The 25,048-nt window shown below is 66.1% G+C and carries 23 protein-coding genes and 1 pseudogene; 21 read left to right on the top strand and 3 right to left on the bottom strand.

The features are described 5' to 3' along the window. Positions 1–62: 62 nt before the first annotated feature. The 8 genes from ftsY (at position 63) to ACIBI6_RS12580 (ending at position 10,744) form a co-directional block, all read left to right on the top strand. Positions 63–1,670 (top strand): signal recognition particle-docking protein FtsY, encoded by a 1,608-nt coding sequence (gene ftsY, locus ACIBI6_RS12615; RefSeq protein ID WP_396956153.1) that lies wholly within the window; start codon positions 63–65, stop codon positions 1,668–1,670. A gap of 234 nt (positions 1,671–1,904) precedes the next feature. Beyond that, complete coding sequence (locus tag ACIBI6_RS12610; protein ID WP_364341751.1) at positions 1,905–3,284, top strand: ammonium transporter; 1,380 nt, start codon at positions 1,905–1,907, stop codon at positions 3,282–3,284. Positions 3,285–3,288: 4 nt separating this feature from the next. Further along, complete coding sequence (locus ACIBI6_RS12605; RefSeq protein ID WP_040868325.1) at positions 3,289–3,627, top strand: P-II family nitrogen regulator; 339 nt, start codon at positions 3,289–3,291, stop codon at positions 3,625–3,627. A gap of 88 nt (positions 3,628–3,715) precedes the next feature. After that, positions 3,716–6,184: a [protein-PII] uridylyltransferase gene (locus ACIBI6_RS12600; RefSeq protein ID WP_396956150.1), complete on the top strand. Its 2,469-nt coding sequence runs from the start codon at positions 3,716–3,718 to the stop codon at positions 6,182–6,184. Between the two features lie 108 nt (positions 6,185–6,292). Further along, complete coding sequence (locus ACIBI6_RS12595; RefSeq protein WP_364341747.1) at positions 6,293–6,607, top strand: hypothetical protein; 315 nt, start codon at positions 6,293–6,295, stop codon at positions 6,605–6,607. A 159-nt stretch (positions 6,608–6,766) separates the two neighbouring features. Continuing rightward, positions 6,767–8,320, top strand: a complete 1,554-nt coding sequence (ffh, locus tag ACIBI6_RS12590) for a signal recognition particle protein (RefSeq protein WP_396956148.1) — start codon at positions 6,767–6,769, stop codon at positions 8,318–8,320. Between the two features lie 219 nt (positions 8,321–8,539). Then, positions 8,540–9,634 (top strand): amidohydrolase family protein, encoded by a 1,095-nt coding sequence (locus ACIBI6_RS12585; protein WP_364341743.1) that lies wholly within the window; start codon positions 8,540–8,542, stop codon positions 9,632–9,634. A 126-nt stretch (positions 9,635–9,760) separates the two neighbouring features. Continuing rightward, a complete protein-coding gene (locus ACIBI6_RS12580; protein WP_364341741.1) occupies positions 9,761–10,744 on the top strand; it encodes an LLM class F420-dependent oxidoreductase in 984 nt (327 codons plus the stop codon). A 278-nt stretch (positions 10,745–11,022) separates the two neighbouring features. On the opposite strand, the gene ACIBI6_RS12575 is transcribed toward ACIBI6_RS12580, so the two are convergent. Continuing rightward, positions 11,023–11,190 (bottom strand): hypothetical protein, encoded by a 168-nt coding sequence (locus ACIBI6_RS12575; protein WP_364341739.1) that lies wholly within the window; start codon positions 11,188–11,190, stop codon positions 11,023–11,025. Positions 11,191–11,415: 225 nt separating this feature from the next. On the opposite strand from ACIBI6_RS12575, the gene rpsP reads away from it, so the two are divergent. The 4 genes from rpsP to trmD are packed head-to-tail and all read left to right on the top strand — an operon-like array spanning position 11,416 to position 13,314. Continuing rightward, the gene (gene rpsP, locus ACIBI6_RS12570; RefSeq protein ID WP_364341737.1) at positions 11,416–11,841 is read left to right on the top strand and encodes a 30S ribosomal protein S16; all 426 of its coding nucleotides are present in this window, start codon (positions 11,416–11,418) and stop codon (positions 11,839–11,841) included. Then, positions 11,841–12,083, top strand: a complete 243-nt coding sequence (locus ACIBI6_RS12565; protein WP_040693288.1) for an RNA-binding protein — start codon at positions 11,841–11,843, stop codon at positions 12,081–12,083. The genes rpsP and ACIBI6_RS12565 overlap by 1 nt, the downstream gene beginning before the upstream one ends. Further along, entirely contained in the window at positions 12,083–12,607 is a 525-nt protein-coding gene (gene rimM / locus ACIBI6_RS12560) for a ribosome maturation factor RimM (protein WP_364341734.1), read from the top strand. The genes ACIBI6_RS12565 and rimM overlap by 1 nt, the downstream gene beginning before the upstream one ends. A gap of 26 nt (positions 12,608–12,633) precedes the next feature. Beyond that, positions 12,634–13,314: a tRNA (guanosine(37)-N1)-methyltransferase TrmD gene (gene trmD, locus ACIBI6_RS12555; protein ID WP_396956143.1), complete on the top strand. Its 681-nt coding sequence runs from the start codon at positions 12,634–12,636 to the stop codon at positions 13,312–13,314. Positions 13,315–13,748: 434 nt separating this feature from the next. Here the strand turns inward: trmD and ACIBI6_RS12550 are convergent, their stop codons facing one another. Continuing rightward, positions 13,749–14,603 carry a LuxR C-terminal-related transcriptional regulator gene (locus ACIBI6_RS12550; RefSeq protein ID WP_396956141.1) on the bottom strand — a complete coding sequence of 285 codons (855 nt, stop codon included), beginning with the start codon at positions 14,601–14,603 and terminating at the stop codon, positions 13,749–13,751. Between the two features lie 96 nt (positions 14,604–14,699). On the opposite strand from ACIBI6_RS12550, the gene ACIBI6_RS12545 reads away from it, so the two are divergent. The 4 genes from ACIBI6_RS12545 to ACIBI6_RS12530 all read left to right on the top strand — a co-directional run bounded on the left by ACIBI6_RS12545 (position 14,700) and on the right by ACIBI6_RS12530 (position 21,550). Then, entirely contained in the window at positions 14,700–16,346 is a 1,647-nt protein-coding gene (locus ACIBI6_RS12545; protein ID WP_396956139.1) for an AMP-binding protein, read from the top strand. Next, entirely contained in the window at positions 16,346–17,980 is a 1,635-nt protein-coding gene (locus ACIBI6_RS12540) for an AMP-binding protein (RefSeq protein WP_396956137.1), read from the top strand. Before ACIBI6_RS12545 ends, ACIBI6_RS12540 begins: the two co-directional genes overlap by 1 nt. A 243-nt stretch (positions 17,981–18,223) precedes the next feature. After that, positions 18,224–20,653, top strand: a complete 2,430-nt coding sequence (locus tag ACIBI6_RS12535) for a Tex family protein (protein WP_396956485.1) — start codon at positions 18,224–18,226, stop codon at positions 20,651–20,653. Positions 20,654–20,683: 30 nt separating this feature from the next. Beyond that, on the top strand, positions 20,684–21,550 hold the full coding sequence (locus ACIBI6_RS12530) for a hypothetical protein (RefSeq protein WP_364341724.1): 867 nt from the start codon (positions 20,684–20,686) through the stop codon (positions 21,548–21,550). A 72-nt stretch (positions 21,551–21,622) separates the two neighbouring features. On the opposite strand, the pseudogene ACIBI6_RS12525 reads toward ACIBI6_RS12530, so the two are convergent. Then, a pseudogene (locus tag ACIBI6_RS12525) lies at positions 21,623–22,491 on the bottom strand (sigma-70 family RNA polymerase sigma factor). Positions 22,492–22,586: 95 nt separating this feature from the next. On the opposite strand from ACIBI6_RS12525, the gene ACIBI6_RS12520 reads away from it, so the two are divergent. The 5 genes from ACIBI6_RS12520 to lepB all read left to right on the top strand — a co-directional run bounded on the left by ACIBI6_RS12520 (position 22,587) and on the right by lepB (position 24,973). Beyond that, positions 22,587–22,964: a DoxX family protein gene (locus ACIBI6_RS12520; RefSeq protein ID WP_364341720.1), complete on the top strand. Its 378-nt coding sequence runs from the start codon at positions 22,587–22,589 to the stop codon at positions 22,962–22,964. Positions 22,965–22,982: 18 nt separating this feature from the next. Beyond that, positions 22,983–23,306: a hypothetical protein gene (locus ACIBI6_RS12515; RefSeq protein WP_364341718.1), complete on the top strand. Its 324-nt coding sequence runs from the start codon at positions 22,983–22,985 to the stop codon at positions 23,304–23,306. Next, the gene (locus ACIBI6_RS12510; protein WP_364341716.1) at positions 23,303–23,785 is read left to right on the top strand and encodes a hypothetical protein; all 483 of its coding nucleotides are present in this window, start codon (positions 23,303–23,305) and stop codon (positions 23,783–23,785) included. The genes ACIBI6_RS12515 and ACIBI6_RS12510 overlap by 4 nt, the downstream gene beginning before the upstream one ends. Continuing rightward, complete coding sequence (gene rplS, locus ACIBI6_RS12505) at positions 23,782–24,123, top strand: 50S ribosomal protein L19 (protein ID WP_011210681.1); 342 nt, start codon at positions 23,782–23,784, stop codon at positions 24,121–24,123. The genes ACIBI6_RS12510 and rplS overlap by 4 nt, the downstream gene beginning before the upstream one ends. A gap of 106 nt (positions 24,124–24,229) precedes the next feature. Beyond that, positions 24,230–24,973, top strand: a complete 744-nt coding sequence (gene lepB, locus ACIBI6_RS12500) for a signal peptidase I (protein WP_364342034.1) — start codon at positions 24,230–24,232, stop codon at positions 24,971–24,973. The last annotated feature ends 75 nt before the right edge of the window (positions 24,974–25,048 follow it).

Raw genomic sequence — 25,048 nt, 5'->3', positions numbered from 1 at the left:
TGTGTGTTGGGTCCAGGACGCTGTGGTAAGGCGAAGGACCTGCTTCTGCAAGGATGGTCGGCGTGAGTTCCGAAGCCTGGATCCTGATCGCCGCTGTCGCCGCCCTGCTGGTGGTGGCGTTCGTCGCCGGATTCGTCCTGTACAAGCGCCGTCGCATCACGCTGACGGCGCCCACCGCCGAGAAAGAAGTGACCGACCGGTCGGGTGGATACGCGGCCTCCGGTGGCTTCAACTTCAGTCAGGGCGGCACGGCCACCGCGACACGCCCGGAGCCGCCCTCACCGATCGAGCGAACCGATACCGAGGGGCAGCCGCACGTCGGCGATGACGCGGCGATTCCGCGTGACGCGCCGAAGCGTGGCATTACCAATGTGCCGCTGCCCGAGGGCGATGTCGAAACCGCGGAGTCCGCGCCGATCGAAACCGACGGCGCGGCCACCACGGCCGAATCCGCAACGGCCACGTCCGATTCGGATACCGCGGTCGAATCGGACGAGACGACCGCCGAACCCGGAACCGCCCCGCCCACCAGTGCCGATGGCACCGCGCCTGCGGAGAGCATCACCTCCGCGGACACCGGAACCGCCGCACCCGCGGACACCACCGCACCGACGGACACAAAACCGGCCCCTCCTGCGGACACCACCCCGCGCGCAGCCACGCCGCCAACCCCCGACAAGCCCTCCGTAGAAACCGCCCCCGAACCCACAGCCGCCGACGCGGCCACGACCCCCGCCCTCGAGGAAATCGAGCCGACCGCGGGCCGCCTGGTGCGCCTGCGCGGCCGCCTGTCCCGTTCGCAGAACGCGGTCGGCAAGAGCCTGCTCGGCCTGCTCGGCGGCGGCGACCTCGATGACGATTCCTGGGAAGAGGTAGAGGACACCCTGGTCCTCGCCGATCTGGGCACCGCGAGCACCGCGGCGGTGGTGGAGCGGCTGCGCGAGGAGATGGCCGCGCGCAGCGTCCGCGATACCGAACAGGCTCGCGCCGTGCTGCGCGAGGTGTTGATCGAGGCGCTACGTCCCGAACTCGACCGCTCGGTGCGGGCACTCCCGCACGACGATCACCCGTCGATCCTGCTGGTTGTCGGTGTCAACGGCACCGGCAAGACCACCACGACCGGCAAACTCGCGCGCGTACTGGTCGCCGACGGCCGCCGGGTCCTGCTCGGCGCCGCTGACACCTTCCGCGCTGCCGCCGCTGATCAGCTACAGACTTGGGGTGAGCGCGTCGGTGCGGATACGGTTCGTGGCAGGGAGGGCGCGGACCCGGCTGCTGTCGCCTTCGACGCGGTCAGCGCGGGTATCGAGGGCGGCGTCGACGTCGTCATGATCGATACGGCCGGTCGGCTGCACACCAAGACCGGTCTGATGGACGAGCTCGGCAAGGTCAAGCGCGTTGTAGAGAAGAAGGCCGTGGTCGACGAGGTCCTGCTCGTCTTGGATGCCACCGTCGGACAGAACGGCCTCATGCAGGCGCGTGTCTTCGCGGAGGTCGTCGATATCACCGGCGTCGTGCTCACCAAACTGGACGGAACGGCCAAGGGCGGCATCGTCTTCCAAGTGCAGCACGAACTCGGTGTTCCGGTGAAGCTGGTCGGTCTCGGCGAGGGCGCCGACGACCTGGCTCCCTTTGAACCCGCCGCCTTCGTGGACGCGTTGCTCGGCTAGTTCCGCAACCACCGATCCTCCCTCTCGGAAGCAGCTGTCGGTTTGCTCCGACACCCATCGCACACCTGCGATGAAACGTCTGTGTACGCCAGGAAACGTGGTAGCAACACAACTGCCCCAGGCGTTCACTTAGGCGAAACACAGCATCATCACGGATGAAACACCGAATGAGGACCCTTCTGTGCAGGTCCAATTGCCGGAGTCGGCTGGGCCCGAGATGAGGAGGACATTAAGGTGGCTTTTCCCCTTACCGGTGCACCGGACACTGGTGACACCGCCTGGATGCTGGCCAGTTCAGCGCTCGTATTGTTGATGACGCCTGGCCTGGCGTTTTTCTATGGCGGCATGGTCCGCTCCAAGAACGTGCTCAACATGATCATGATGAGCATCAGTGCCATGGGTCTGGTCGGCGTGCTGTGGTCGCTATACGGATACTCGACCGCGTTCGGTGACAACAAATTCGGCGTGATCGGCGATCCTGCGCAGTTCTTCGGTCTCAAGGGTCTGATCGGCGGCAATTCGGTTGCCGAGGTCAAGGACGCCAGCGGCGCTGTCACCACTGCGGCAGTGAACATTCCGCTCGCGGGTACGATCCCCGCGACCGTGTTCGTCGCGTTCCAGTTGATGTTCGCGATCATCACGGTTGCCCTCATCTCGGGTGCGGTCGCCGACCGCCTGAAGTTCGGCTCCTGGCTGCTGTTCGCCGGTATCTGGGCGACGGTCGTCTACTTCCCGGTCGCGCACTGGGTCTTCGACTTCGATGTCAAGGACGCCGACGGCAATGTCGTGCACGAAGGCGGCTGGATCGCGAACAAACTGCTCGCGGTCGACTTCGCCGGTGGTACCGCGGTCCATATCAATGCCGGTGCTGCGGGCCTGGCCCTGGTGTTGGTGCTCGGCAAGCGCAAGGGCTGGCCGAAGACGCCGTTCCGCCCGCACAACCTGCCGTTCGTGATGCTCGGCGCGGGTCTGCTGTGGTTCGGCTGGTTCGGCTTCAACGCCGGTTCCGCCGTTTCCTCCGGTGGTCTGGCCGGTTCGACCTTCATCACCACTACCCTCGCGACCTGTGCCGCAATGCTGGCGTGGCTGCTGGTGGAGAAGGTCCGCGATGGCAAGCCCACCTCGCTGGGCGCGGCATCGGGCGTGGTGGCCGGTCTGGTCGCGATCACCCCGTCGTGTTCCTCGGTCAACGTGGTCGGCGCCCTGGTGATCGGCTTCGTGGCCGGTGCGATCTGTGCGCTGGCGGTCGGCCTGAAGTTCAAGTTCGGCTTCGACGACTCGCTCGATGTCGTGGGCGTGCACCTCGTCGGCGGCGTCATCGGCACCCTGATGGTGGGCCTGGTTGCCGCACCGGAGGCGGGCGCGGGCAAGACCGGGCTGTTCTACGGCGGCGGCTTCGACCAGCTGTGGCGTCAGGCCATCGGTGCCGGTGCGGTACTCGCGTTCTCCTTTATCGCGAGCCTGATCATTGCCTATATCGTGAAGTTCACCATTGGGCTGCGCGCCAGCGAGGAAGCCGAGTCGGTGGGCATGGACGAGTCCGAGCACGCTGAAACGGCATACGATTTCGCTGCTGTGGGTGGCACGGCACGTACCGCCGTCAAGGAGGCATGACGACATGAAACTGATCACCGCAATCGTCAAACCGTTCACTCTCGAGGACGTCAAATCCGGGCTCGAGCAGGCTGGTGTGCTGGGCATGACCGTCAGCGAGGTGCAGGGCTACGGCCGCCAGAAGGGGCACACCGAGGTCTACCGCGGCGCGGAGTACTCGGTGGATTTCGTGCCGAAGGTTCGGGTCGAGGTTGTCGTGGACGATGCCTCGGTCGACAAGGTCGTCGAGGTGATCGTCGAGGCCTCGCGCACCGGCAAGATCGGTGACGGCAAGGTCTGGGTGACACCGGTGGAGTCGATCATCCGAGTGCGGACCGGCGAACGCGGTACCGACGCCCTCTAAACGGAGAATCGAAATCGAGCGGCGGCCCCGCTCCCACCGGATAGCCCGGTCGGGGCGGGGCCGTACGCATTTGGATGGACGGTGGTTTGTGGGTAGTCACGAGCAAGACGGCAGACAGGTAACCGAGGATGTCGGCACGAACGTCTCCAATGGCGCGACCGACCTGGTCCGCGCACGCAATCAATTGCTCGAGGGTGGACTGCCCCGCAATCCGCGCCTGGACGCGGAATCCCTGCGTTCGGCGCTGGTCGATCTGTTCGAACTGTGGCTGACCACCAAGGGCACCGAACTCGGCATCGGCCGCGACAGCGGTCTCGCCGTGGTCGCCGTCGGCGGACTCGGGCGCAAGGAGATGCTGCCGTATTCGGATCTGGATCTGGTGCTGCTGCATGATGACGTCGATCCCGCGCGGGTGGCCGAGGTGGCCGATCAGCTCTGGTATCCGCTGTGGGATGCGCATATCAAGCTCGACCACAGCGTGCGCACCGTGCCGCAGGCATTGCGCGTGGCCTCCGACGATCTCATCGCGGCCCTCGGCATGCTCGAGGCCAGACACATCGTCGGCGATATGGAGTTGAGCAATCTGCTGATCGGCGGGGTGCGCCGGGAGTGGCGGACCGGAATCCGTTCGCGCTTCGACGAATTGATCGAACAGGCCGAGACCAGGTGGCAGCGCAGCGGTGCGATAGCTCACCGCGCCGAACCCGATCTGAAGAACGGGCGCGGCGGATTGCGCGATATCCAACTGCTCGACGCGCTGGCCATCGCCCAACTGACCGATGCCATGCCGGGTCTGGGGCCAGATGTGCCCGGCGGTGGTCTGAAGCAGGCGCGACGCCGTTTGCTGGATGTTCGCACGGAGCTGCATCGGGTAGCGGGCCGGGCCCGCGATCAACTGCGAGCCCAGGATGCCGACGAGATCGGCGCGGCCTTGCGCATCGGTGACCGTTTCGACCTCGCTCGCACACTGAGCGATTCGGCGCGGACGGTGAGTTATTCCGTCGATGTCGGTCTTCGCACCGCAGCCAATGCGCTACCACGGCGCGGCCTCGCGCGACTGCGGCGCATGCCGGTTCGGCGACCACTCGATGAGGGGGTGGTCGAACACGCGGGGGAGGTCGTGTTGGCGCGGGATGCGCGGCCGCAGCGCGATCCCGGACTGATCCTGCGGGTGGCCGCAGCCTCGGCGCAGACCGGGCTGCCGATGTCCGCGACCACTCTGAATCGACTCTCCGAGGATGCGCCGGAGCTGCGCGAACCCTGGCCCAAGGATGCGGTCAACGACCTGTTGATCCTGCTCGGAGCCGGTCGCGGCGTCATCGATGCGGTCGAGGCACTGGACCGAACTGGCTTGTGGGGCAGGCTGCTTCCCGAATGGGGTGCGGTGCGCGACCTGCCGCCGCGCGATGCCCTGCACACCTGGACCGTGGACCGGCACCTGATGGAGGCGGTCGCCTACGCGAGCGCGTTGAGCACCCGCGTCGCCCGTCCCGACCTGCTGATGCTCGGTGCGCTGCTGCACGATATCGGTAAGGGCCGCGCCGGTGACCACAGCATTGTCGGCGCCGAACTGGCCACCCATATCGGACGGCGTCTCGGCCTATGGCCGTCGGACGTGCGGACACTCAGCGCCATCGTGCGCCACCATCTTTTATTGCCCGACACCGCGACTCGGCGCGACCTGGCCGACCCCGACACCGTGCGATTCGTCGTCGAGGCCCTCGGCGGCGACGTGCAGCTGCTCGAACTGCTGCACACTTTGGCCGAGGCCGATTCGCTGGCTACCGGCCCCGGGGTGTGGGGCGATTGGAAGGCATCGCTGATCGGGGAACTCGTGCGCCGCTGCCGCCTGGTCATGGCGGGAGATCTGCTGCCTGAGCCGGAACCGATCGCACCGAACCTGCTGGCCAAGGCCGCGGCGGGTGGCGTGCACGTCGATCTGCGGCCGGGCGAGGGCAAATACACCTACACGGTCACCGTGATCGCACCGGATACGCCCGGCCTGCTGTCGGATGCCGCCGGGGTGTTGGCCCTGCATTCGCTGCGGGTGCTCTCGGCGACCGTGGGCGGCGAAGGTGCCTCGGCCATCAATACTTTCGTGGTCTCCCCGAAGTTCGGCGATCCGCCGGACGGCGGACTGCTGCGACAGGAGCTGATCCGGGCGACAGCGGGCGATCTGGATCTGTCCGCGCTGCTGGCGAAGCGGGAGCACGACGCCACCGGCGCTCGCCCGAGCCAGTATGCGCAGGCACAGCCCCGAGTGATCTGGTCGGCGACATCGACGCCGGGCCAGGTGGTCCTCGAATTGCGCGCCGAGGACCGGATCGGCCTGCTCAGCCGGTTGGCCTCGGCGTTTGCCGAATGCGGCGCAGATGTGAGCTGGGCGAAGGTAGTGACCATGGGTTCCGCGGTGGTCGACGCCTTCGGCCTCGACCTCGGCGTCGACATTCCGGAGCGTCGCGAAACCATCGAAAAGGCCGTCCTTGCCGTGGTCCCGCGGCCCGCCCCGAAGCCTCCGGAGGGAGTCGGACCACCAGGTACCAGCCAGGTCTCCTGACCAGGATGATTGACATTTGCACATGATTTGCTGAAAGCGTATGCAGCGCGCCCGTCGCACCCTACTATCAGAGCGTCTGGCTATCGCGAGCATGAGGGGAGCAGGTCGGTGGCAATTGAAGTCGTTTCGGCGTCGACGATGACGAGTGACGAGACCACGCATATGGCGCGCTGCGTCGGCGGTGATCGGTGGGTGGTCTCCTGGCTGCCCGGCCGGACACTGTCCGGACAGCAGGCTGTGACCGCTATGACGATTGCCACCGCTGTTGCCACCCGCGATGTGCCGACAGGCGCGGACTGGGCCATGCTGGACGACCTGGCCCTCGAGCTCGGTCTCACCGGTCGGGAGGCGGTTTTCATGGTTGCTCAGGAGAACCACGATTACCGCAAAACCGCCAAACCGCGCCGCCGCACGATGGAATAACCGAGCACCGCTTGCGCGCCCACTGTTTTCGATTTCGGCGCTCCCGGGTCCCTCCGTGGTTACGCTGCGCTGCCTCCTACGGGCCCGTCGCTCGCGCCGGGGCGAGTCCCATTACCCTGGGATATCAAGTGACGTCCCACGAGATCAGGAGCGCGATCGGTGTTCGAATCCCTGTCCGACCGGCTTACCGGTGCCCTCAAGGATCTTCGCGGTAAGGGGCGTCTGTCACCGGCCGACATCGACGCCACCTGTCGTGAGATCCGCCTCGCCCTGCTCGAAGCCGACGTCGCGCTGCCCGTGGTGCGTGGTTTCATCGCGAAGATCAAGGAGCGGGCCAAGGGTGCGGAGGTCTCCGCCGCCCTCAACCCTGCCCAGCAGGTCGTCAAGATCGTCAACGAGGAACTCGTCGGCATCCTCGGCGGCGAAACCCGCAGACTAACGCTCGCCAAGAATCCGCCCACGGTGATCATGCTCGCCGGTCTGCAGGGTTCCGGTAAGACCACCCTGGCCGGCAAGCTCGCGAAATGGCTGAAGGGACAGGGACATCAGCCGTTGCTGGTGGCCTGTGACCTGCAGCGTCCCGGCGCGGTCACCCAGCTCCAGGTGGTGGGTGAGCGCGCGGGTGCGCCCGTCTTCGCGCCGCATCCCGGCACCTCCATCGGCAGCGGCGCGAATCCGCTCGGCGTTTCGGCGGCCGACCCGGTCGCGGTGGCCGAGGCCGGTGTCGCGGAGGCGCGCAGCAAGCAATACGACGTGGTCATCGTCGACACCGCCGGTCGCCTCGGTATCGACGCCGAGTTGATGGCGCAGGCCGCCGGCATCCGCGATGCGGTGCAGCCGGACGAGACGCTGTTCGTGCTCGACGCGATGATCGGTCAGGACGCCGTCAACACCGCGCAGGCCTTCCGTGACGGCGTCGGCTTCACCGGTGTCGTCCTCACCAAGCTCGACGGTGACGCTCGCGGTGGTGCGGCGCTGTCGGTCCGGAATGTGACCGGCTCACCGATCATGTTCGCCTCCACCGGTGAGAAGCTCGAGGACTTCGACGTTTTCCATCCCGACCGGATGGCCTCGCGCATCCTCGGCATGGGTGACGTGCTGAGCCTCATCGAGCAGGCCGAACAGGTCTACGACCAGCAGCAGGCCGAGGAAGCCGCCCGCAAGATCGGCAGCGGCGAGATGACGCTCGAGGACTTCCTCGATCAGATGCTCGCCATCCGCAAGATGGGTCCCATCGGCAACCTGCTCGGCATGCTGCCCGGCGCGGGGCAGATGAAGGATGTGCTGGCCCAGGTCGACGATAAGCAGCTCGACCGGGTGCAGGCGATCATCCGCGGTATGACCCCGGCCGAACGCGCGAACCCGAAGATCATCAACGCATCTCGGCGCCTGCGCATCGCCAACGGCTCCGGTGTGCAGGTCTCCGAGGTCAACCAACTCGTCGACCGCTTTTTCGAGGCCAAGAAGATGATGGCCATGATGGGCCGCCAGATGGGCCTGCCCGGTTCGCGCCGCAGCAATACGAAGAAGGGCAAGAAGGGCAAGAAGGGTGGGCGCGGACCGACGCCGCCGAAGGTGCGCGGTGGGTTCCCCGGCATGCCGGGTATGCCCGCCGGGATGCCGGATCTGTCTGGTATGCCCGCCGGATTGGACGAGTTGCCGCCCGGGCTCGAGGGCTTCGATCTGTCCAAGCTGAACTTCCCCAAGAAGTAGGCGGCTGCGCCTTCCGCACTTGCGGCTGCGGCGCAAGGCAACCGAACGTACCCGCTCGACCGGGCGCCCTGTCGTCGAACCCTGCACCCTCTACGCGGAGGTTCCAAGACGGAGTGCCGGGCTGACGAACGTCGGCTGGGAAGCCGTTGCGGGCGGGGTGCCCGTCAAGGGGCGTGGGCAGTAGGTTGGACGGTTCCGAGGGCGGTCGAGGAGGTTGCTGTGCATCTGCGGGGTGTGGTTCTCCCTGATGACGAGGTGCGTGACCTGTGGGTGCACGATGGACTGGTGTCGTTCGATCCCGTCGCGGGGGCCGAAACACTATGCGACACAGGGTGGATCGTGCCCGGCCTTGTCGATGCGCACTGCCACGTCGGGATCCGGTACGGCGGGGGGCACGAGGAGCGTGCGGGTGCCATCGCCCAGGCCGAGACCGAGCGGGACGCGGGTGCGTTGCTGCTGCGCGATGCGGGCTCACCGATCGATACGCGCTTCATTGATGAGCATGAGGAGCTGCCCCGGATCATCCGTGCGGGCCGCCATATCGCCCGACCGCGGCGGTATATCCGGGAGCTCGGCATCGAACTGGGCGATGAGCGCGATCTGCCGGAGATCGTCGCCGAGCAGGCTCGATTCGGCGACGGCTGGGTGAAGATCGTCGGGGACTGGATCGACCGGTCGGTGGGCGATCTGCGGCCGCTGTGGAGCGATGCGATCCTGAAGGAGGCGATCGACGCCGCGCACGCCAATGGCGCACGGGTGACGGCGCACGTCTTCGGCGAGGACGCGCTGCCCGGGCTGATCAACGCGGGCATCGATTGCCTCGAACACGGCACTGGCCTCACCGACGACACCATCGAGTTGATGGTCGAACACGGCACCGCGCTGGTCCCGACGCTGATCAATATCGACACCTTCCCCGAAATCGCCGACAGCGCAGGCAAATTCCCCATCTACGCAGCACATATGCGCGACCTGCACGCGCGCGTCCGCGGCACCGTCGCCAAGGCGCACGATGCGGGCGTTCCGATTTTCGCGGGCACCGATGCGGGTGGATCCATCCGTCACGGCCGGATTGCCGACGAAATCGCCGCCCTGGCCGGGGCGGGGTTGTCGAAACACGACGCACTCGGCGCCGCCTCCTGGAATGCCCGCAGCTGGCTCGGCCGACCGGGCATCGAGGCCGGTGCCCCAGCGGATTTCGTTGTCTACCAGGAAGATCCGCGCATCGACCCGGCGGCGCTCGCTGAGCCGCAATATGTCATCCTGCGCGGCCGCCTGGTCAAAATCCACAATCCGGTCACTGGCCACCGCTGACCCCCGCATTGCGCACGGGCTGTAACTCGTGCGAGGTTGTTACTCTGCGTGCGACAGACTCCCAGGTCAACGGCTTGATGTGGCCAAGATCGGGAAGGTGGGGCGGGGCGCGCGTAGGGTCGGGTTATGACCATTCGCCTCGGTTATCAGATGCCCAATTTCAGCTATGGCCAGCCCGTCAGCGAACTCTTTCCGACCGTGGTCGCGCAGGCCAGGGAAGCCGAAGCCGCCGGTTTCGACACGGTCTTCGTCATGGATCACTTCTATCAGCTGCCCGGTCTCGGTGAGCCGAGTGAGCCGATGCTCGAGGCCTACACCACGCTGTCCGGAATCGCTGCGTCTACCGAACGAATTCAGTTGTCGGCGTTGGTAACCGGTAACACCTATCGCAATCCCGCACTGCTCGCCAAGACCGTCACCACCATGGATCTGGTGAGCGGCGGACGGGCCGTGCTCGGCATCGGAGCCGGCTGGTTCGAGCTCGAACACCAGTCCTACGGCTTCGAATTCGGCACCTTCACCGAACGCTTCCAGCGGCTCGACGAGGCACTGCGGATCATCACGCCCATGCTGCGCGGTGAACACTCGACCTTCGACGGCAACTGGTACCACACCGATAACGCCATGAACGAGCCACGGCTGCGCGATGACCTGCCGATCCTGCTCGGTGGTGGCGGCGAGAAGAAGACCTTCGCACTGGCCGCCCGCTTCGCCGACCACATCAACATCATTTGCAACGCCTCCGAACTGCCCCGCAAGATCGAGGCACTGCACCAGCGCTGCGCCGAAAACGACCGTGATCCAGATACTTTGGAGATCAGCTACCTCTGTTTTCTGATGATCGATGAAGACGGCGACCGCGCACGCAAACAACAACAGGATCTACTCAGCGGCATCGGCGTCGACCTGTCCACGCTCTCGGAGGACCAGCGCAAGCAGACCATCGCCGACCGCCAATTCGTCGGCAGCCCGGCCGAGGTCGCCGAGCAACTGCAAACCAGGGTCCTCGACCAGGGTGTGCAGGGCCTCGTCGTCAACATGGTGACAAACGGCCACGAGCCGGGTGCGGTAGACCTCGCCGGTCGCACCCTCGCCCCGCTGGTCCGCTGAGCGGTTGATCTGAGCGCCGGTTGACCTGAGCGCCCATTTCCTGGCCGAATCCCGGGCATCCCACGAATCGTGCTCAGGAATGGGCGCTCACGCTAAAGCAGGTCCGGGAGGCACGACCGTCTCGCCCGCCGCGACGTATACCTCCTGACGGTATCCGCTCTCACCGAGCCCCGTTCCGATCACCGTCGAAACGGCAGATCTCCGCTGGGGTGCGCCGGGTCGACCGCCGTAAATTCCGCGCCGGGGTCGTGCTGCTGCGCTATCGAACCACGTGATCGTCAGCTCAGCAGGTTCGCGATCACGCCGATCACGCCGCGAATACCGCCGACAGTGGCGCGCGCGAGGCCGGGCGCCAGCAATTCCATGGCCGCGTCACCGCCGATTTCGGTGGCGGCCTCGGCAACCTGGCCCCGCCTGCGCCGATGGCGCCTCCTGAAGATCCCCATATTGTGATTATCCGAGGCGGGCGGTCGATCGTTTCCGGACGACGCGATTTCGGGAGCGGGGGACCGGTCTGGCAGAATGGACCACCGTCCTTCCTGGACAAGTGTCAGCCCGTCTCCGGTTACGTGCCGCGCGGCGGTCACACACTCCAAGCGCAAAACCGGGCTCGCAGACCGTGCGGGTCGCTGAATTGCGCCGTGACCAACCACTGAAAGGCAGATCAGCACATGGCTGTTCGCATCAAGCTCACCCGTCTCGGCAAGATCCGCAACCCGCAGTACCGCGTGGTCATCGCCGACGCCCGCACCCGTCGTGACGGCCGTGCCATCGAGAACGTCGGCAAGTACCACCCGAAGGAAGAGCCGTCGCTGATCGAGATCAACTCCGAGCGCGTGCAGTACTGGCTGGGTGTCGGCGCGCAGCCGACCGAGGCTGTGCAGCGGCTGCTGGAGATCACCGGCGACTGGCAGAAGTTCAAGGGCCTGCCGGGCGCCGAGGGCACCCTGAAGGTGAAGCCGGCGAAGACGTCCAAGCTGGACCTGTTCAACGCCGCGCTGGCCGCCGCCGATAACGAGCCGGTCGCCGAGGCCGTCACCCCCAAGAAGAAGGCCGCCAAGAAGGACGAGGCCGCCGAGACCGAGGCTGCCGAATAATGTCGGCCGTCGTCGCCGATGCCGTCGAGCACCTGGTTCGCGGCATTGTCGCCAATCCGGATGACGTCCGGGTCGAGCTGATCACCGGCCGCCGTGGACGCACCGTCGAGGTGCACGTCAACCCCGATGATCTGGGCAAGGTGATCGGTCGTGGCGGTCGTACCGCGACCGCGCTGCGCACTCTGGTCGCCGGAATCGGCGGCCGGGGCATCCGGGTCGACGTGGTCGATACCGACGCTTAATGGAACTCGTCATAGGCCGGGTCGCCAAATCGCACGGTGTGCGCGGCGAACTGGTCGTCGAGGTACGTACCGACGATCCCGACGCGCGCTTCACACCCGGTGTGCGGCTGCGCGGGCGGGTGGCGCGATCCAATGAGGTCCGTGAGTTCACCGTGGAGTCGGCCCGAGAGCATTCGGGCCGACTTCTCGTGCAACTCGCCGGGATCTCCGACCGCACCGCCTCCGACGCGCTGCGCGGCACGCTGTTCGTCGTGGACAGTGCGGAGCTGCCGCCGTCGGAGGATCCGGACGAGTTCTACGACCACGAGTTGGAAGGCATGAGCGTCCAGCTCGCCGATGGCACCGTTGTCGGCGAGGTCACCGAGGTGCTGCATTCGGCTGCGGGAGAACTGCTTTCGGTGCGCGCTGCCGATGACGGCAGGGAAATCCTGATCCCCTTCGTCACCGCGATCGTGCCTACGGTGTCGCGGGCCGATCAACTGGTCGTCATCGATCCGCCCGAGGGTCTGCTCGATCCGGAGTAGCGGACCGCCGGAGACTTAAGGACTGCATGAAACTCGATGTCGTCACGATATTTCCGGAGTATCTGGAGCCGCTGCGAACGGCGTTGCTGGGCAAGGCCATCGACAAGGGCCTGATTTCCCTGGACGTGCACGATCTGCGGCGCTGGACCCACGACGTGCACAAGTCCGTCGACGATTCGCCCTACGGCGGGGGGCCGGGCATGGTCATGAAGCCGACGGTCTGGGGCGATGCCCTCGACGAGGTATGCCCCGACGATGCCCTGCTCGTGGTGCCGACGCCCGCCGGAGTGCCCTTCACCCAGGCCACCGCGCAACGCTGGGCCGCCGAGAGGCACCTCGTATTCGCTTGCGGCCGTTACGAAGGCATCGATCAACGCGTCTTCGACGATGCCGCCCGGCGGGTACGCGTCGAAGAGGTCAGCATCGGCGACTACGTCCTCATCGGCGGGGAGGCCGCGGTCCTCGTGATGGCCGAGGCCGTGGTCCGCTTACTTCCCGGCGTACTCGGCAATCAGCAATCCCACCAGGAGGATTCCTTCTCCGACGGACTGCTCGAGGGGCCGAGCTACACGCGTCCCGTCTCTTGGCGCGGCCTCGAAGTGCCGCCGATCTTGCTGTCAGGTGATCACGCCAAGGTTGCCGCGTGGCGGCGCGAACAGTCGCTCGCCCGGACCCGCGAACGGCGTCCGGATCTGCTCGAGGAATAAAACCACCGACTCGTCGCCCTATTGAATGTATCGTTAATTAACGGCACATTAATCAACGGTGAACGGTAGGTGGCTATGGTGACGGTGGCTCGCTTCGGGACAGTGCGTCGAGCGGTGGCCTCGACTCTGATCGGTGGCGCGATGATCGTCCTATCGGACCTAGCCGCGCCCGAACTCGTCGAAGTCAGAGTCGCCGCGGATCGGGACACACATGAGCCCGATGCTGGCCGTAGCCGCAACAGCGCAGGTCAGCGCGGCCGCAGCAGCAATCACGGGCAATACAAAGGCCGCAACGAGCGCCCATGCCAGTACACCCCCGAAGGCGTCTGCACCGGCGGGCGCTGACGAGGTTCGGTCATCGTGCCGCACGCCGCGCATCGAATCGTCCGAGATTCTGTGCGCGGCGTGCGAATTCGTGCGCGGGAGATCGTTGGTCAGGGCAGCAGGCCGAGGCGGCGGGCGGTGACGACAGCCTCGTGGCGGGAGTGCGCGTCGAGCTTGGTCATCGCATTGCGCAAATAGCTCTTGACTGTTTCCGGACCGAGCGAAAGGCGTTGGGCAGCTTCGTGATTGGTGCAGCCGAGGGCGATCTGGGAGAGCACGTCGAGTTCCCGGCGGGACAGTCGCGGCGCATCCGCGGGTGGGTCGCCGACCAGGACTCGGGTGAGGCGTTCGCATACCGAATGTAGGCGTTCGCGTAGGCGTTCGTCCTCGGCCGAGCGGGCCGCACCACGCAGTTCGGCATTGATCTCACGCAGTTCCTCGGCGACGGCGGGTGCGGTCTCGGGCGCGGGAGTGGTCATTTCCAGCAGGCGCAGGCGACGGTCCACCTCGTCACGGATGGTGATCTCGGTGGCGAGGCGTCGGCTGGCCGTGACGACCAGGTCGGCGGTGCGGTCGCCGAGTGGGGTGCCGCCGCGGTTGGCGGCGTAGAGCACCGCGCGGGAGCGATCGTCGACCACCACCGGTACCGCGAGCACCGAACGGATGCGTTCACCGGAAACCGGGCCGTCGTAGTGGTGGGTGATGTCTGAGGCGCTGCGGTAGTCGGCGACCGAGGCGGGGCGGCGCATATCCATGACCCGGCCGCCCAGTCCGGAGGTGCGCAGCACGGTCAGCCCGCGCAGGCCATTGGTGACGGTGCCGACGAATTCGGTGAGCAGCAGCGCGTCGTCATGCACTTCGCCGCCGAAAACCACCGGCACGCCCGCCTTATTCGCCACCCAGCGGATCTCGGCGCGCAGCGCATCGCCGTCGCGCGGCCGCAGCAGCGCGGTGGTGTGGGTCAAAAGACTCACCCCTTTTCGGGGGTAGTGCCGAACGTGATGTGACCCACATCCTATTGGAGATCGAGGTGGCCTGGATCACCGATGAGGAGAGGCGAGATGACCGCGGACCTGAACGCGCGTGTGCGCGAGTTACTGCAGACCTACGACGGACCCGACGCCAGCGCGGCGGATCTGCTGTGCGACCGGCACCCCGCCGATCGGATCGCGTTCACCATTGTCGACCCCGACCTGACCTCGACGGACCTGACCTACGGTGAGCTTCGCGAACGCTCCCAGCGCTTCGCCGTCGCCCTGGCCGGCCTGGGCGTCGAACCCGGCGACCGCGTCGCCACGCTCATGTCGAAGTCCGCCGACCTGGTGATCGCGCTGCTCGGCATCTGGCGCCGCGGCGCGGTCCACGTCCCGCTCTTCACCGCCTTCGCCCCACCTGCCATCGCCTTCCGACTGGCCGCGAGCGACGCGACGATCGTCATCGCCGACGCCGATCAGGCGACAAAGCTGCTACCGGGCGATGACATCCCAGCCGATCCGCCCTGGCGCGTCATCATCGCCGGGAACGGTCCCTCTGGAGGTGACGCGGCGGCATCACTGCGGTTCGCGGATCTGCTCGCCGCCTACTCCGCCGATGACCCGCGCGCGGCCGCTGTGGCGGTCGGCGGGGATGGGCTACTGGTGCAGTTGTTCACCAGTGGCACGACGGGTACCCCGAAGGGCGTGCCGATTCCGGTGCGTGCGCTCGGGGCATTCCATGCCTACCAAGAGTTTTCGCTGGATGTGCGCGCGGACGACGTCTATTGGAACGCGGCGGATCCGGGCTGGGCGTATGGACTGTACTGGGCGATTCTGAGCCCGCTCGCCTCCGGTATCCGCAGCTTGCTGCTACATGCCGCCTTCTCCGCACCGCTGACCTGGCAGGTGCTCGAACGCTTCGGCGTCACCAACTTCACCGCCGCGCCGACGGTCTACCGCGCGTTGCGTGCCGATAGTTCCGCCGCCCCAACCGATCTCCGGTTGCGGCGGGCGTCGTCCGCGGGCGAACCGCTGACTCCGGATGTGGTGACGTGGTCGGTCGAAACCCTCGGCGTCGCGGTACGCGACCACTACGGGCAGACCGAGCACGGCATGCTCATCTGCAATTCCTGGCACGATGCGCTGCGAGTAGACACTCCCGCGGGCTCGATGGGTCGGACGATGCCGGGTTGGCATTGCGCGGTGCTCGCCGAGGATGCAGACGTCGAAGCGCCGATCGGCGAGCTGGGCCGAGTCGCGATCGATACCGAACACAGCCCGCTGCTGTGGTTCCTGGGCTACCTCGACGCCCCGGAACGTACCGCGCAGCGCTACACCGCCGACGGGCGCTGGTATCTGACCGGGGATGCCGGATCCCTGGATGCGGATGGTTTCTTCCACTTCTCCGCCCGCGACGACGATGTCATCATCATGGCCGGATACCGCATCGGCCCGTTCGAGGTCGAGAGCGTGCTGGTGCTCGACGAGCGGGTGGTCGAGGCCGCGGTGGTCGGCATGCCCGACGAATTGCGCGGTGAGGTGCTCGAAGCATTTGTGGTGCTGCGCGACGGTTTCGAAGGTAACGCCGAACTCGAGGCCGAATTGCAGAGCCTGGTGAAGCGTAAGTTCGCCGCGCACGCCTATCCACGCAAGGTGCATTTCGTGGACGCCCTCCCCAAGACGCCCAGCGGTAAGGTACAGCGGTTCATCCTGCGGAAGCAGGGGGTTCAGTGATGTCCGCACTTGCGAGTTACGCATCCGGCACCGCGGACACCCCGCTGCTCGGCGATACCATCGGCGATGACTTCGACCGCATGGCCGCCGCCTATGCGGACCGGGAAGCGTTGGTGGACTGCCCATCCGGCCGCCGCTGGACCTATCGCGAACTCGCGGCCGCGATCGACGCACTGGCCACCGGGTTGGCCGAGCGCGGCATCACCAAGGGTAACCGGGTCGGCATCTGGGCCCCGAACTGTGCCGAGTGGTTCCTCACCCAGTACGCGACCGCGAAACTCGGTGCGATCCTCGTCAATATCAATCCGGCCTATCGCACCAGCGAATTGGAATACGTGCTGCGCCAGGCCGGTGTGCGCATGCTGATTGCCGCGCCGGAATTCAAGAGCTCGAACTACATCGCCATGATCGAGCAGGTTCGGCCGAATTGTCCTGACCTGGAACACGTTCTGGTACTGGGCGCTCCTGCATGGGATGCGGTGGCGCAGACCGCTATCGATGCTGGACGACTGGCGGCGATTGCCGCGACGCTGTCCATGGACGACCCGATCAATATCCAATACACCTCCGGCACAACAGGTTTCCCAAAAGGGGCGACGTTGAGCCATCACAACATCCTCAACAACGGCTACTTCGTCGGCGAACTCTGCGGCTATACCGAACAGGACCGGATCTGCGTGCCGGTGCCCTTCTATCACTGCTTCGGCATGGTCATGGGTAATTTGGCGAGCACCAGTCACGGTGCGGCCGTGGTGATTCCGGCCCCTGCGTTCGATCCGGTCGCAACCCTGGACGCCGTGGCCGCGCAGCGGTGCACCTCGCTCTACGGCGTACCGACGATGTTCATCGCCGTACTCGCGGAACTGGATTCGGGTAGGGACGTCGACCTGTCCAGTCTGCGTACCGGCATCATGGCCGGATCACCCTGCCCGGTCGAGGTGATGAAGCGGGTGATCGATCGCATGGGCATGCGTGAGGTGTGCATCTGCTATGGCATGACCGAAACCTCCCCGGTGTCGACCCAGACCCGCCGCGACGACGGCATCGACCGCCGCACCGCGACCGTCGGCCGGGTCGGCCCACACCTGGAGGTCAAAATCGTCGACCCCGCAACAGGTTTGACCATGCCGCGCGGCGAACCCGGCGAACTGTGCACCCGCGGCTATTCGGTCATGCTCGGCTACTGGTCCGAACCAGAGAAGACCGCCGAGGCCATCGACGCCGCCCGCTGGATGCACACCGGCGATATCGGCGTCATGGACGACGACGGATACCTCGCCATCACCGGCCGGATCAAGGACATGGTGATCCGCGGCGGCGAGAACATCTACCCGCGCGAGATCGAGGAATTCCTCTACACCCACCCCGACATACTCGACGCCCAGGTGATCGGCGTCCCCGACCCGAAGTACGGCGAAGAACTGATGGCCTGGATCCGAATGAAGGACGGCACAACACCATTGGACGCCGACGCGATCCGCGCCTTCTGCACCGGCAAGCTCGCCCACTTCAAGATCCCGCGCTACGTGCACATCGTCGAGGAGTTCCCGATGACCGTCACCGGGAAAATCCGCAAAGCCGAAATGCGTGAGCTCGCTGTGGAACTGCTCGTGTCGTCGGACCGTGACGACTGATGTCGTGAGCACATGGGTAACCCGTCGGGGACGTCCAAAACTACGGCAGCAGATCGACCGCCGGCCGGCGACGGAAGTCTTCGTGCACCTCACGACCGGAGCGCGAGTTGTCCAGTCCGTACTCGACCTTCCGTACCAGCGCTGACACCGCGCAGTCCGGGCATCATCATGCCGGTTTACCTGGGCGTGGGCCGTTTGTCAGGTGACAACGGTAGTGTCTCGGGCGTGACGACAGCGCCCGAGATCGCCAGTTCAGCGACGAACACCGACACGACCGCCGCCGCACCGGCCGCGACCACAGCTCTGGCCAGCGTGGGCCGGCGCATCGCCGATGAGCTCGGCGTGCGCGAGACCCAGGTTCGCGCCGCCGTCGAGCTGCTGGATGCGGGTTCCACGGTGCCCTTCATCGCGCGATACCGAAAAGAGGTCACCGATGGCCTCGATGACGCCCAGCTCCGCCAGCTCGACGAGCGCCTGACCTATCTGCGCGAACTCGATGAGCGCCGCGGCGCGATCATCGAATCCATCAAGGGCCAGGGCAAACTCGATGACGCGCTGCTCGGGCAGCTGATGACGGCCGAGACCAAGGCCCGCATCGAGGACATCTACCTGCCGTACAAGCCGAAGCGGCGCACCAAGGCGCAGATCGCCCGCGAGGCCGGTCACGAACCCGTCGCCGATGCACTGATCGGCGATCCGAACACCGATCCCGCGCAGTACACCGCCGAACAGCTCGACGGCGCCCGCGCCATTCTGGTCGAGCGTTTCGCCGAGGACGCCGACCTGGTCGGCGAGCTGCGTGAGTTGATGTGGAACCGCGGCCAGGTCAGCTCGAGCGTGCGGCCGGGCAAGGAGGAGGCGGGCGCGAAATTCGCCGACTACTTCGAATTCAGCGAGCCGTTCAGCAAGCTGCCCTCGCACCGGATCCTCGCGCTGCTGCGCGGTGAGAAGGAAGAGATCCTGCAGCTGCAGCTGCAGCCGGATGCCGAGGAATTGGAGCCGGGCGAGCGGTCGGTCTACGAGGGCCGCATCGCGGTGAAGTTCGATATCGCCGATCGCGGCCGTGCCGCCGATACCTGGCTGCTGGATACGGTTCGCTGGGCGTGGCGCACGAAACTGCAAGTGAGTCTTGGTATCGACACCCGCATGCGGCTGCGTCAGGCTGCCGAGAAGGACGCCGTCGACATCTTCGCCGCGAACCTGCGCGACCTGCTGCTCGCCGCGCCCGCGGGTACCCGCACCACCATGGGGCTGGATCCGGGCTACCGCACCGGCGTGAAGGTCGCCGTCGTAGACGCCACCGGCAAGGTCGTCGCGACCGAGGTCATCTATCCGCACAAGCCGCAGGGCCAGACCGAGAAGTCGCTGGCCGTACTCGGCGCGCTGGTCGCCCGCTTCGGCGTCGACCTCATCGCCATCGGCAACGGCACCGCCTCGCGTGAGACCGATGCCCTTGCCGCCGAACTGATTTCGCGGATTCCGGAGAACAAACCGACCAAGATCGTGGTCTCCGAGGCGGGCGCGTCGGTGTACTCCGCATCGGCCTATGCCTCGCAGGAACTACCGGATATGGACGTCTCACTGCGCGGCGCGGTATCCATCGCCCGTCGTCTGCAGGACCCACTGGCCGAGCTGGTGAAGATCGACCCGAAGTCCATCGGCGTCGGTCAGTACCAGCACGATGTCTCCGAAACCCTGCTGGCCCGTTCGCTGGGCGCGGTGGTCGAGGATGCGGTGAACGCGGTCGGTGTCGATGTGAACACCGCATCGGTGCCGCTGCTGTCGCGGGTGTCAGGTATCGCCAATTCGATCGCCGAAAGCATTGTGGCGCACCGCGATCAGCACGGCCCGTTCCGCAGCCGCACCGCACTGCTCGATGTGCCGCGCCTGGGCCCCAAGGCCTTCGAGCAGTGTGCGGGCTTCCTGCGCATCCGCGGCGGCGACGATCCGCTCGACACCTCCGCCGTGCACCCCGAGGCCTATCCGGTGGTGCGGCGGATCCTGGAATCGACCGGGCGCGGTATGGCGGAACTGATCGGCAACACCACGACCCTGCGTGCGCTGCGGCCCGCCGATTTCACCGATGAGAAGTTCGGTATCCCCACTGTCACCGACATCATCTCCGAACTCGAGAAGCCGGGGCGCGACCCGCGTCCGGAATTCAAGACCGCCGGATTCGCGGCGGGTGTGGAGAAGGTCGCGGATCTGCAGCCGGGCATGGTGCTCGAGGGTGTGGTTACCAATGTGGCCGCATTCGGCGCATTCGTCGACATCGGCGTGCACCAGGACGGACTCGTGCATGTCTCGGCCATGTCGCACAACTTCGTCAAGGACCCGCGCGAGGTCGTGAAGTCCGGCGATGTCGTCAAGGTGAAGGTGCTCGAGGTCGATGTCGCACGTCAGCGCATCGGGCTGTCGCTGCGGCTGGACGACGAGCCGGGCGATGCGGCCAAGGGCGACGGCGGTCGCAGTCGTGGCCAAGGCGGTCGCGGTGGGCAGGATCGCGGCGGACAGCGGCAGAATGGTCAGGGTAGGCAGCAGGGCCAGGGTCGACAGCAGGGCCAGGGTAGGCAGCAGAATCAGGGCCGCAACCAGGGCAACCAGCGGCGCAACGCACCCGCACCGAGCGGTTCGATGGCGGATGCGCTGCGGCGGGCCGGTTTCGGGCAGTAGGGCGATACGGGCGGAGGTTTGTAGGCGGCCATGCGACGGTGGCTCGAAGACGATGTGATCGGGCACGGCCGCCTCCCGCTGCTGTGCTTCCTCCTCGGGTTCATCGTCGGCTTCCTGCTGATCCGGCTCAGCGTCCGACTGATCCGCAAGCAGGTCCGCTGGTGGCCCGGCAATCTGCGCTCCGGTGGGGTGCACATCCACCACATGGTGTTCGGGGTCATCCTGGTGCTGCTGTCCGGCATCGGGATGGTCACCACCTACGAGAGCGCCGGTGCGCTCACCGCGAGCCTGCTCGCCGCCGCCTTCGGTGTCGGCGCGGCCCTGACCCTCGACGAATTCGCGCTGATCTTTTACCTGCGCGATGTGTACTGGGAGGAGCAGGGCCGCACCTCGGTCGATGCGGTCTTCGTAGCACTGGCGGTGACCGGACTGCTGCTGCTCGGGTTCCACCCGCTGTGGTTATTGGATATCAACGACTTCCGCCGCGACCCCAGCACCGAAGTCCGCATCTTCATCGTTTGCTTCGCCGTGGTGAACCTGGGTCTGGCGGCTATCGTCATCGCCAAGGGAAAGATCTGGACCGGCCTGTTCGGCATGTTCTTCCTGCCCCTACTCATGGTCGGCGCATTCCGCCTGAGCAGACCCGGCGCACCGTGGGCCCGCTGGCGTTACCCAGGCAGGCGACGGCTCATGTACCGAGCGATAGTCCGCGAACGCCGCTACCGCCGCCCAGTGATCCGCGCCAAGATCTTCGTACAAGACCTCGTCGCCGGAAAACCCGACGTCGTCCACGTCCGCGAGGCCGCCGAAGCCGAATTGGCTCGCACCGTCGTCCCCGCACCCCCCGCCCCCCACCACTGGCACCACCCCTGGCCCGCCTCTCCTCACGACCAATAACCCCCCACACAATTGCCGAGAATGTACTGGTGGAGGGTCCTCTCGACGTTTGCCTCAACCGTTGCACGTTGATCAAGCGTCCAAGGCTGCGTAGCGCAGGCGGGCTGGGTCGGAGAGCAGGTCGATGGCGGCGATTTTGTCGTCGACGATGGTGAAGGCGATCAGTGAGACTGTTCTGTCCTTGGCGGTGTTGAGTAATCCTGGCGCACCGTTGACCAGAACATGTTGCGAGGCAAAGGTATTGGCGGCGCGTTGGAAGGCATCGAGCTGACCGGCCACCGTCGCTGCACCGTGCAGTACGCGCATGCCGGGGAAGCGGGCTCCGGCGTCGGCGCGCAACACCACGTCGGGGTCGAGAATGGCCAGTAGTGCGTCGAATTCACCGCCGCGGGCGGCCGCGAGGAAGGCCTCGACGACCCGACGTTGGCGAGGCAGATCGCGGTCGGCGCGTGGCGCTTGATTCTGGACCCGGCGACGGGCGCGGCTGGCCATCATCTTCGCCGCGGCCGCGGATTTGCCGATGATCGGGCCGATCTGGTCGAACGGCACCCCGAACATATCGTGCAGTACGAACTCACGCGCTCCGCGGGATTCAGCGAGTCCAGCACGATCTGCAGCGCCAGTCCGACCGAATCCGCGAATACCGCTTGATGTTCCGGCTGTGTCGCCGCATCGGTGGTGACGATCGGGTCGGGCAGATAGGCCTCCTGGCTGCGGGACTTGCGCGATCGCAACATATCCAGGCAGACCCGCCCGACGGTCGTGGTGAGCCAACCACCGAGATTGTCGATTTCCGCGGTATCGACCCGCGACAGCCGTAGCCAGGCCTCCTGCACCGCATCATCGGCCTCGCTCAGCGAACCGAGCATGCGATAGGCCACCGCGCTCAGGTGCGCCCGATACGCCACGAATCGGTCCGCCAAAGAATTGTCTTCGCCCACAGCGATCTCCTCGAGGTTGCTCGAAGAGATGACGGAACCGAGCCCGTGAGTGTGACAACCCGTTACCTTGTCGGGCCGCCATCCGTCAGACAGTTATGAACCTACGAAAGACCTCCCGCCTGGCCTACCTCGGCGCCACCGGAATCCTGTTGACCGAGACGGTCGTCGGGTCCTACTGGGATCTCGCGCGAATCTCCTACGTACGCGAGGTTTTCCAACGACTCGAATACCCGATGTACTTCGCCACCATCATGGGCATCGCCAAGGCCGCCGCGGTCACCGCGATCGTGACGCCTGGCTTCCCGCGCGCCGAGGAATGGGCGTACGCGGGCCTGACCTTCGTCTACGGCGGCGCGGCCGCCTCCCATATCGCCGTCGGCGACGAGCCGAAGGCATGGCTCGGACCGCTGGGTTTCGCCGGGCTCACCCTCGCATCGTGGTCCCTACGCCCGACCAGGTCACTCGCGGTCTGATGGGGAGAGGAATCGATCATGGACAACATCATCGAGATAAACGGCACAGTTGCGCCGGGATTCGATTGGGTGCGCGAGGAGTTCGCCGAGGAGAACGGTGAATCCGGTGCTCAACTCGCCGCCTTTGTCCACGGTGAGCAGGTGGTCGACCTGTGGGCCGGTCCGCAGGTCACCGGCGATACCTCGACCGGCTTCACCCCCGTGGACGTCCTGACCCTGCCGAACGATCCGGGCGTACGTGCACAAGGCCAAGGTTCAGCGGGAGGGTCGGCAGCGCCCGCGGACTGGCGGCCATGTACGCCGTCGCGATCTCCGGGCGTGACGGACACCCTCCGCTGTTGAAGCCCGACACCCTCGCGGCGGTGACCACCATCCACAGCGCCGGCCCGGATCTCGTTCGCGGCGACCGCGCGCCCTATGCGCTCGGCTTCGAGGCCAAGGGCCTGTACTACCCGTACCTGAGCGCGAACGCCTTCGGTCACACCGGTGCCGTGGGCAGCGACGGCTTCGCGGATCCGCGCAGCGGGTTGGCCTATGGCTACACTCGGCGGCGCGCGGCCTTCGGGTTCAGGGGGATGGCAGCCGGCGGGGTGGGTGAACTCAGCGCGCCGGAGAACGACCGTTTGGCGGCCGCGGGCACCGTGCGGCCACCCGATGAGCCGGGCCCGATTTTTCCTGCGACCCGCCGATCTGGCACAATGCACAGGTTGCCCTGGGTGCGTTCGGCCCACGGAGCACCCCTTATTCGGAGCATGAACCGGTCGAGCACGCCAGTGCCGCCAGGGTCCTCTGCTCGCGCAAACATCAGAAGGATGAAATGAACACCCTTGACTTCGTCGACGAAAAGTCGCTGCGCAGCGACGTCCCCGACTTCCGTCCGGGCGACACGCTCAACGTGCACGTGAAGGTCATCGAAGGCTCGAAGGAGCGCATCCAGGTCTTCAAGGGCGTCGTGATCCGGCGTCAGGGCGGTGGCATCCGCGAGACCTTCACCGTCCGCAAGGTGTCGTTCGGTGTCGGTGTGGAGCGCACCTTCCCGGTGCACAGCCCCAACATCGACCACATCGATGTCGTGACCCGCGGTGACGTCCGTCGTGCCAAGCTGTACTACCTGCGCGATCTGCGCGGCAAGGCCGCCAAGATCAAGGAAAAGCGCTGAACCGGTAGCAGTACCGCCCGGCACGAAAGTTCTTCAGTAGCCCGGCACCGGACGTGAGTCATGGTGCCGGGCTAATCTGTTCGGCGTGGCAGACGAAAGTGGGTCGATGACGGTGGCCGATTCGGACGACGAGGGTACGAGCCGTCGCTCGCGGCGCTCGAAGCGCAAGCAGCGCCCCTTCTGGCAGGAATTGCCGGTCCTGATTGTCATCGCCGCGGTCATCGCGGCACTCATGGTCAGTTTTGTTGGACGCCCGTACGTCATTCCGTCCCAGTCGATGGAAGAGACGCTGCTCATCGGCGACCGTATCTACGTGGAGAAGCCGAGCTACTACTGGGGCGAGCCGCAGCCCGGTGACGTCGTGGTGTTCGTCGGTCCGCCGTCCTGGAATACCCGCTACCAGTCGATCCGGTCCAGCAATGTCGTCGTGCGCGGCGTGCAGAACTTCTTCTCCTTCTTCGGACTCGTGCCACCGGATGAGAACGATCTGGTGAAGCGAGTGATCGCCGTCGGTGGCCAGACCGTGCAGTGCTGCGACGCGCAGGGGCGGGTCATGGTGGACGGCAAGCCGTTGGACGAGCCGTACGTCCTGAACGACTACCCGTGGTACCCGGGTCAGCAGAACGCGACCTACCCGGCGGGGCGGGTATTCGGCCCGGTCAAGGTGCCCGAGGGCAACCTGTGGGTGATGGGCGACAACCGCAACCAGTCCGCCGATTCACGCGCCCACGTCAGCGATAACCTGCAGGGCACCGTCCCGATCGACAATGTGCGCGGCAAAACGGTCTTCAAGATCTGGCCGCCCAGCCGGATCGGTCCGGTGAAAGCACAGGATCCCCAGACGAACTGATCGGTGCGAGCCGCAGGATAATTGGATGGTGGGGCAGGGTCGAGTGGCTAGGGCTAATGGCGCGACTGCGGGCAA

This window comes from Nocardia sp. NPDC050412, assembly GCF_044458825.1.
Taxonomy (GTDB): domain Bacteria; phylum Actinomycetota; class Actinomycetes; order Mycobacteriales; family Mycobacteriaceae; genus Nocardia.
Note: the sequence above shows the minus strand (reverse complement) of the source record. Positions and strands in the feature narration are given on the sequence as shown.

What these genes read in the sequence shown, in the direction of transcription:
- ACIBI6_RS12605 (WP_040868325.1), top strand. Translation starts at nt 3,289, where the DNA reads ATGAAACTGATCACCGCAATCGTCAAACCGTTCACTCTCGAGGACGTC.
- ACIBI6_RS12580 (WP_364341741.1), top strand. Translation starts at nt 9,761, where the DNA reads ATGACCATTCGCCTCGGTTATCAGATGCCCAATTTCAGCTATGGCCAG.
- ACIBI6_RS12575 (WP_364341739.1), bottom strand. Translation starts at nt 11,190, where the DNA reads ATGGGGATCTTCAGGAGGCGCCATCGGCGCAGGCGGGGCCAGGTTGCC.
- rpsP (WP_364341737.1), top strand. Translation starts at nt 11,416, where the DNA reads ATGGCTGTTCGCATCAAGCTCACCCGTCTCGGCAAGATCCGCAACCCG.
- ACIBI6_RS12565 (WP_040693288.1), top strand. Translation starts at nt 11,841, where the DNA reads ATGTCGGCCGTCGTCGCCGATGCCGTCGAGCACCTGGTTCGCGGCATT.
- rimM (WP_364341734.1), top strand. Translation starts at nt 12,083, where the DNA reads ATGGAACTCGTCATAGGCCGGGTCGCCAAATCGCACGGTGTGCGCGGC.
- trmD (WP_396956143.1), top strand. Translation starts at nt 12,634, where the DNA reads ATGAAACTCGATGTCGTCACGATATTTCCGGAGTATCTGGAGCCGCTG.
- ACIBI6_RS12545 (WP_396956139.1), top strand. Translation starts at nt 14,700, where the DNA reads ATGACCGCGGACCTGAACGCGCGTGTGCGCGAGTTACTGCAGACCTAC.
- ACIBI6_RS12540 (WP_396956137.1), top strand. Translation starts at nt 16,346, where the DNA reads ATGTCCGCACTTGCGAGTTACGCATCCGGCACCGCGGACACCCCGCTG.
- ACIBI6_RS12530 (WP_364341724.1), top strand. Translation starts at nt 20,684, where the DNA reads ATGCGACGGTGGCTCGAAGACGATGTGATCGGGCACGGCCGCCTCCCG.
- ACIBI6_RS12520 (WP_364341720.1), top strand. Translation starts at nt 22,587, where the DNA reads ATGAACCTACGAAAGACCTCCCGCCTGGCCTACCTCGGCGCCACCGGA.
- ACIBI6_RS12515 (WP_364341718.1), top strand. Translation starts at nt 22,983, where the DNA reads ATGGACAACATCATCGAGATAAACGGCACAGTTGCGCCGGGATTCGAT.
- rplS (WP_011210681.1), top strand. Translation starts at nt 23,782, where the DNA reads ATGAACACCCTTGACTTCGTCGACGAAAAGTCGCTGCGCAGCGACGTC.
- lepB (WP_364342034.1), top strand. Translation starts at nt 24,230, where the DNA reads ATGACGGTGGCCGATTCGGACGACGAGGGTACGAGCCGTCGCTCGCGG.